The sequence below is a fragment of the [Phormidium] sp. LEGE 05292 genome, assembly GCF_015207735.1.
Classification (GTDB): Bacteria; Cyanobacteriota; Cyanobacteriia; order Cyanobacteriales; family Aerosakkonemataceae; genus Floridanema.
The window spans coordinates 1-6856 of the sequence record NZ_JADEWG010000236.1 but is presented as its reverse complement, the minus strand read 5'-3'; the positions used below and the strand labels follow the sequence as shown (position 1 = coordinate 6856).

General features: G+C 37.5%; 4 protein-coding genes. All 4 read left to right on the top strand.

All coding sequences use genetic code 11. From position 1 onward, the window contains the following. Nucleotides 1-162: 162 nt before the first annotated feature. The 4 genes from IQ264_RS30760 (at nucleotide 163) to IQ264_RS30745 (ending at nucleotide 6832) form a co-directional block, all read left to right on the top strand. Entirely contained in the window at nucleotides 163-2775 is a 2613-nt protein-coding gene (locus IQ264_RS30760) for a CHAT domain-containing protein (RefSeq protein ID WP_193986218.1), read from the top strand. Nucleotides 2776-2897: 122 nt separating this feature from the next. Beyond that, nucleotides 2898-3659 (top strand): DUF928 domain-containing protein, encoded by a 762-nt coding sequence (locus tag IQ264_RS30755; protein WP_193986217.1) that lies wholly within the window; start codon nucleotides 2898-2900, stop codon nucleotides 3657-3659. 293 nt (nucleotides 3660-3952) lie between these two features. Next, nucleotides 3953-4114 (top strand): hypothetical protein, encoded by a 162-nt coding sequence (locus IQ264_RS30750; protein ID WP_193986216.1) that lies wholly within the window; start codon nucleotides 3953-3955, stop codon nucleotides 4112-4114. 153 nt (nucleotides 4115-4267) lie between these two features. Further along, entirely contained in the window at nucleotides 4268-6832 is a 2565-nt protein-coding gene (locus IQ264_RS30745; RefSeq protein WP_193986215.1) for a CHASE2 domain-containing protein, read from the top strand. Nucleotides 6833-6856 lie beyond the last annotated feature (24 nt).

The window sequence follows — 6856 nt, the reverse complement described above, 5'->3', positions numbered from 1 at the left end:
CTATCACCCAACCTCCCCACCCCTCCACCTCTTCCTCCCAGTCCCCAATAGTTGAAGCTACTGGTTGGGTGAAAAATGCTGATGGTAAGGTAGAATTGATCGCTCAATCTAGTCGGCAAAATAATTGGTATAAACTTCCACAATGCCCTATTTTTTAAAGTAATGGCTAGAATTCGATCGTTATTAAAATGTATTCCTAAAAGTGTTTGGTTGGGATTGTTAACTCTGTTTTTGGTGACAGTGGTTTTTCCCGCTACCGCACAATCTGACTGTAGGGGTGGGTTTAGCAGACAATCCTTGATTGCAAAAGACAATCTCTCAACAAAACCCGCCCTATTATGCAATGGCAAAGTTATTGCTCTTAATCAGCAAAGTAATGCTAATTCGAGTTTGTTGGAACAAGGGCGAATGCTGTTTGTTAATGGCAGATTTGCGGAGGCGGTGACTGTTTGGCAACAGGCGGTGAAAGAGTTGCAAAGGGAGAACGATCGCACTCAACTTGCTCTCACTTTAAATTATCTGGCGAATGCTTATCAAGAATTAGGACAATGGCAACAAGCTAAAGATGCGATCGACCAAAGTTTAACTCTCTTAAAATTTTCATCTCAGCCAAATATCCTCGCTCAAGCTTTAAATACTCAAGGCAATATTCTCTTCGCAACCGGACAAACTGAAGCCGCTTTAAGTAGTTGGCAACAAGCGGAAAAAGCTTATTTCCAAACTGGAGATGAAACAGGAGTTATCGGTAGCAAAATTAATCAAGCTCAAGCTTTACAAGCTTTGGGACTTTACCGCAGAGCTAAACTAAATTTAGAAGAATTAAATACTAAATTGCAAGGTTTACCAGATAATGCTTTAAAAGCAATGGGATTGCGTAGTTTAGGTGTAGCTTTGCAAGTTGTCGGAGATTTAACGAGATCTCAAGAAGTGTTAAATCAAAGTTTGACAATTTCTCAAAAGCTAAATTCTAACTCAGAAACTAGCGCCACCTTATTGAGTTTGGCAAATACCCTCAGAGCATTACAAAAATCTCAAGAAGCTTTAATGAATTATCAAAAAGCTGCCGAAATAGCAACGAATTACCAAGCAAAACTGGAAGCCCAACTCAATGAATTAAGCCTTTTAGTAGAAACTAAAAAACTGGAATCAGCCCAAAAATTAATCCCGGAAATAGAACTACAAATAAAAAAGCTTCCGCCAATTCGAGAAAGTATTTACGCTCAAGTGAATTTTGCCAATACTTTAATTAAAATGGGGCATAATCCGCAAGCAATTGCCCAATTATTAGCAACAGCTATTGAAAATTCGCGTCAACTTCAAGATTTACGGGCAGAATCTTTTGCGCTAGGAAAATTAGGAAATCTCTATCAACAAACGCAACAATGGCAAGAAGCGCAAAATTTAACTAAGCAAGCTTTAACTATTGCTCAACAGTTAAATGCCTCTGATATTGTCGCTCGATTACAATCCCAACTGGGCGAAATTCTCACCCAAAGAGGTGACGTTAACGGTGCGATTTCTGCTTATACTGAAGCTGTGAATATACTAAAATTTTTGCGGACTGATTTGGTTGCTATTAATCCTGATATTCAATTCTCTTTTCAAGAAAGTGTTGAGCCAATCTATCGTCAGTTAGTTAGTTTATTGTTAAAATCTAATCCCGATCAAAACAAGCTTAAACAAGCTCGTGAAGTAATTGAATCCTTACAAATTGCAGAGTTAGACAACTTTTTCCGCGAAGCTTGTTTAGATGCTAAACCGCAGCAAATCGATCGATTAGATCCTCAAGCGGCAGTAATTTATCCAATTATTTTACCAGACCGTTTAGAAGTAATCTTATCTTTACCTGGAAAACCTTTGCGGCAATACACAACTAATTTGTCACAAACTGAAATCGAAAAAACATTATCGCAGTTATTAGAATCTCTCAATCCCTTCTTTTCAAGTGAAGAAAGATTGCGTGTTTCTCAACAAGTTTATGATTGGTTAATTCGACCTGCCGAAGCAGAATTAGCTGCTAATCAAGTGAAGACTTTAGTATTTGTGCAGGATGGTTTATTACGCAATTTACCAATGTCAGCCCTTTATGATGGCAAAAGTTATTTATTGGAAAAATACAATATTGCTGTAGCTCCTGGTTTATCTTTGGTTGCACCACGATCGCTTACTCAAAAGAAAATTAAAGTTTTAACTGGTGGACTGACAGAATCTCGCCAAGGCTTTGCCGCACTGCCGGGAGTAGCAATTGAAGTAAATAAAATTGCCAAAGAAGTTCCAAGTAAAGTATTTTTAAACCAAGAATTTACTGAAAAGAATTTACAGTCAGAAATCGCAAAAACAGCTTTTCCCGTAGTTCATTTAGCTACTCATGGTCAGTTTAGTTCTAATCCAGAAGAAACCTTTATTCTGACTTGGAATGAGAAAGTTAAAGTTAAAGAATTTGAGAATTTACTACGCTTTCGGGAACAAGGTAATGCTACTCCGATCGAATTACTTGTCTTAAGTGCTTGTCAAACTGCGGCTGGTGATAAACGGGCTGCTTTAGGTTTAGCAGGTGTAGCAGTTCGTTCAGGCGCACGTAGTACTTTGGCAACTCTTTGGTCAGTAAAAGATGAATCTACGGCAGAATTAATGACAGAATTTTATCAGTTATTATTGCAGGGAGTTAGTAAATCTGAGGCGCTCCGTACAGCACAGTTAAAGCTATTCAAACAACACCAGTATAGCCATCCTTTTTATTGGGCTCCTTTCATTATCGTGGGTAACTGGTTATAGATTTAAAAAAATTTTAAATAATTGATAAAGTTGTTCCGAAAAGCTTTACATTAATGGTGTAGATGAGCTTTGATAGCATTAGGTAAGTATCAACTAACGGTAACGTTAAAGTTGGGTTAAGTATGAACAAAAAACTGTTGGCTTTATTTGCGATCGCACTTTCTCTAGAAACCATAATTGCTGCCAGCCCTTTATCTAGCGTCAAAGCACAATCAATCTCAAACAATCAATCTCAAACAATACAGAGTACTTTAACGCCTGATGTAACTTTTGATCCTCCAGGAAGCGATAAACCAGATGACACTGCTGGTGGCGCATCTCGTGGCGGTGGATGTCCGCAAGAGGTAATATCTGTAGGCGGGTGTGTAGTTCCATTAATGCCTGGTAATAAAGATGGGTTAACAGTAACAAGTCGTCCCACATTCTTTATTTACGTGCCGAAAGATTCGGCAAAAGAAGTATTTTTTAGCCTGGTAGATGCGAATAACAAAAATGTTTACCAGACGAAAATTCAGCTGACTGGTAAATCAGGAATTCTTCAGTTTACACTCCCAGAAAATGCCCCACTGTTAGAAATTGGCAAGAATTATCAATGGGCTTTTATTATGATTGGAAAAGAAGGACTCAGACCGGATAGCCCAGGTGTTAAAGGAAGTATTCGGCGCATTGAAACCGACTCAGCATTACAGATTCAGTTACAAAATATCACACCGATACAACGAGCAGCTTTGTATGGCAAAAACGGGATATGGTACGAAACTTTAGCGAGTTTAGCTGAAGCGAGAAAATTGCAACCAACAGATGCCAATTTGGTAAATAAGTGGGAACAATTGTTAAAATCTGTAGGGCTAGAAGCGATCGCTTCCCAGCCATTGTTAAACTAGCCTCTATTATTCTAGGGTGCTATCAATGTGGCTAAAACTTAAAAAGCGAATTGGAAAATGGGGCAGTTTACCAATTACTGCCCCTAGTTTATTTGGATTAGTTATATCCGTAAAAATATACAATAGACATCTCCAGAAATTAAATGTACCTTACTGGAAACCCTTATAGAGACGTTGTATACAACGTCTCTACATTCTTTTTTGGAGAGGTCTAATTTAGACGGGCTTTAGCTTATCAAATTATTCTCAACTATTATGGCAAAATAAATACTCATTCTGAAGTTGCGTTAGTAGTGACAGATAGAATTACAGCAAATGTCAAAAGTTTACATACTGTACATAAAATTTATCTGGTTAGCGATCGCGTCACGCTCAGCTGTGGCGTAGCTAGTATGATTCCTGATTTTACAACTTCTTTGAGTAAATTAATTAATAGTCCTCATCAAGCTCTCTAGGACGCGAAACAACAAGGACGCGATCGAGTTATTATCGCTATAATTCACAAAAAACATGGACTATCATAATTCCTATAGTCAGTGCATGAGAGGTGGTTTCTGAGAACTTTGTTAAAAACGACAACTGCATTCTCTTTTCAATGCCAAAAACCCATGAAGTCAAAACTTAAAAAAATAATTCGACAGTGGCGCAGTGTATTAATTATTGCTCCCAGTGTTTCTGGATTAGTAATAATCGCGAATTATTTAGGTTTTTTCCAACTTTTAGAATGGGCAACTTTAGATCAATTTTTTCGCTTACGTCCCCGTGAATCTGTGGATTCGCGAATTGTCATTGTCACTGTTAATGAATCAGATATTAACTATATTAATCAATGGCCGATTTCTGATGCAGTTTTAACGAAATTAATTAATAAATTGAAAGCCCAAAAACCAAAAGTTATTGGTTTAGATATTTATCGGGATTTGCCAGTACCACCAGGTAATGAGGAATTAGTTAAATTGTTACAATCTACACCTAATTTAATCGGTGTAGAAAAAGTAGTGGGAAATACTGTCGCACCCTCGCCAACTTTAAGCAAATTAGGACAGGTAGGAATTGCAGATTTGGTAATAGATGCTGATGGCAAAGTGCGGCGAGGTTTGCTATCCATTAGAAGTCAAGGGAAAACAAAATTAAGTTTAGGAACCACATTAGCTTTAATGTATCTGGAAAGTCATGGGGTGAAACTCCAGACGATCGATCCGAAAAAGAAGATTTTAGGATTAGGTAAAGCTAAATTTGTGCCTTTTACTGGGAATGAAGGAGGATATATTCGGACTAACTCTGGTGGTTATCAAATTTTGTTGAACTACCGAGGCAGTTTAGAAGATTTCCAAACTATATCGTTGCAGGATGTTTTGTCAGATCGTATCCCGCCAAATAGTATGCGCGATCGCATTATTTTGATCGGTGCTACTGGTTCTAGTTTAAATGATTTATTCTTCACTCCTTATAATACTAATCTCTTCGGTAGCCCCAAACGAACACCAGGAGTAGTAATTCATGCTAACTTAATTAGCCAAATTTTAAGTGGGGCTTTAGATGGCAGACCTTTTATTAAATTTTGGTCAGAACCAAGAGAAATTTTATGGATTTTTCTCTGGTCTTTTCTCGGTGTTTCGGGGGGTAGAAAGTTACTTTTAGCTAAACAATTTAATAATAAGTTTGTCTTAAAATGGTTAACTTTTAGTATAGTAATTTTAGTGGCAGGAGGTAGTCTGGTTGGTGGTAGTTATTTAGCTTTTTTAGCTAGTTGGTGGCTACCTGTAATTTCCCCATTAACCGCATTAATTACTTCGGCAATTGCGATCGCTGGCTACCACGCCCTAGAATTACAACGGCAAAATACAGACTTAGAAATTTTATTAGAAACGGCTACCGCACACTACGATACAGTTACCGCAGAATTAGAATATAAAGCCGAAGAAACAGCAAGGGAGAGTGAAAGAAAATTAGCTCAATTTTTAGAAGCAGTACCAATAGGAATTGCAGTTATTGATGCTAATGGCGAAATTTATTATCTGAATGATGCTGCACAAAAACTACTTGGTAAAGAAATTATCCCTCATACTAAAATTGAGAAAATCCCAGAAGTTTACCAACTTTACATTGCTGGAACTAGTCAATTATATCCCTATCAAAATTTACCTATTGTCCGCGCTTTACAAGGTGAATCTTCCACAGTCGATGACCTAGAAATTCAGCGACAAAACAAGAGTATTCCCCTAGAAAGTTGGGCAACTCCCATTTATGCTAAATCTGGCGAAATTACATACACTCTGCTAGTTTTTCGAGATATAACTGAACGCAAAAAATCCGAAGTAGAACGGTTAAAATTAACTGAACAGTTACTTGCACTTAACGTATCTTACTCACGTTTTGTTCCCCATGAATTTCTCCAGTTGTTAAACAAAGAAAGTATTGTTGATGTTCAATTAGGCGACCAAGTGCAAAAAGAAATGTCCGTATTATTTTCGGATATTCGGAATTTTACTAGTTTATCGGAAAGTATGACTCCGGCTGAGAATTTCAAATTTATTAATGCTTATCTCTGTCGCATGGAACCTGCAATTATTCAGAATCAAGGATTTATTGATAAATACATTGGTGATGCAATTATGGCACTATTTAGCGGCGAAGCAGATAATGCTGTTAAAGCAGGAATTGCCATGCTGAATGCCCTTCATGAATTTAATCAAAATCGCCAAAAGATTGGTTGTTCGCCAATTCAAATTGGCATTGGAATTAATACAGGGACAATGATGCTAGGTGTTGTTGGTGGTCGATCGCGCATGGAAAGTACAGTAGTTAGCGATGCTGTTAATTTAGCATCTCGACTCGAAGGTTTGACCAAAAATTATGGCGTATCTTTATTAATTTCTCACTACACTTTTTTAGCTTTAAATGATGCTAATGCTTATAATATCCGACTCATTGATAAAGTAAAAGTTAAAGGCAAATTAGAAATGGTGACGGTATATGAAGTATTTGATGCCGATCCACCCGAAGTTAAACAAGCTAAACTGTTAACTAAAACTGGATTTGAACAAGCAGTCTTACTTTATAATTTAGGCAGATTTGAACGCGCCGCAGAAATTTTTGCCAAATGTCTTTCTCTTAATCCTCTAGATAAAGTCGCCCAAATTTATTGGCAACGCTGTCAGGAAGAAACGTAAGCAGGGGGGATGGGGGGATGGGGG

What these genes read in the sequence shown, in the direction of transcription:
- IQ264_RS30755 (WP_193986217.1), top strand. Translation starts at nt 2,898, where the DNA reads ATGAACAAAAAACTGTTGGCTTTATTTGCGATCGCACTTTCTCTAGAA.
- IQ264_RS30760 (WP_193986218.1), top strand. Translation starts at nt 163, where the DNA reads ATGGCTAGAATTCGATCGTTATTAAAATGTATTCCTAAAAGTGTTTGG.
- IQ264_RS30745 (WP_193986215.1), top strand. Translation starts at nt 4,268, where the DNA reads ATGAAGTCAAAACTTAAAAAAATAATTCGACAGTGGCGCAGTGTATTA.